Genomic DNA, 993 nt, shown 5'->3' with positions numbered 1-993 from the left:
GCATGTGGACTGGTCGGCGGGTGCGGTGCGGTTGTTGACCGAGCCGGTGCCGTGGGAGCGGGGGGAGCGGCCTCGGCGGGCGGGGGTGTCGTCGTTCGGGGTGAGCGGGACCAACGCGCATGTGGTGATCGAGGAGTCGCCCTTGCCAGTTCCCGAGCCGGAAGACGGTGGGCTTCCGGTGCCGTGGTTGTTGTCGGGGCATTCGGAGGCGGCGTTGCGTGCCCAAGCGGCCCGTCTGTTGCCGCATGTGGCGGATCGAGGTGTCGCGTACACCCTGGCGACCGGCCGGGCCGCGCTCCCCGAACGGGCCGCCGTGCTCGGCCGCGACCGCGACGAGTTGCGCGAAGGACTCGCGGCTTTGGTCGCGGGCCGCGCGTCGCCCGGCGTGCTGCGCGGCACCGCCGGACGGCACCGGACCGCCTTCCTCTTTACCGGCCAGGGCGCGCAGCGGGCCGGGATGGGTCGGGAGCTGGCGGCGGCGTTCCCGGTGTTCGCTGAGGTCTGGGACCAGGCCCTGACTCTGATGGGTGCCGGTGGTGAGGGCACTGAGGCGGCGCAGAAGGGGTTGTTCGCGTTTGAGGTGGCGATGTGCCGGCTGTGGGAGTCGTGGGGGGTGCGGCCGGACTTCCTGCTCGGTCATTCGATCGGTGAGCTGGCTGCGGCGCATGTGGCCGGGGTGATGTCGCTGGCGGACGCGTGCCGCCTGGTGGCGGCGCGGGGCCGGTTGATGCAGGCGCTGCCGGCGGGCGGCGCGATGCTGGCCGTGGAGGCCTCTGAGGCCGAGGTCGCGGATCTGCCGGTGGCGGCGGTGAACGGCCCGGACTCGGTGGTGATCTCCGGGCCGGAGGCGTTGATCGAGGAGGTCGCGGCCACGTGGGGGGCGCGGGGCCGGCGGGTGCGCCGGTTGAACGTCTCGCACGCGTTCCACTCGGCAGCGATGGAGCCGATGCTGGCCGAGTTCGGCGAGGTGGCGGCCGGGATCCGGTACGAGCG

The 993-nt window shown here is 73.5% G+C and carries 1 protein-coding gene; it reads left to right on the top strand.

All coding sequences use genetic code 11. The annotated features are described in order from the left end of the window. The coding region (locus tag I4J89_RS49105) for an acyltransferase domain-containing protein (RefSeq protein WP_196421104.1) at window positions 1-993 on the top strand (993 nt) is incomplete at both ends.

This window comes from Actinoplanes aureus (genome assembly GCF_015704865.1).
In the GTDB taxonomy this organism is placed as follows: domain Bacteria; phylum Actinomycetota; class Actinomycetes; order Mycobacteriales; family Micromonosporaceae; genus Actinoplanes; species Actinoplanes aureus.
The sequence above is the reverse complement of the archived record's forward strand: the minus strand, read 5'-3'. Positions and strand labels throughout refer to the sequence as shown.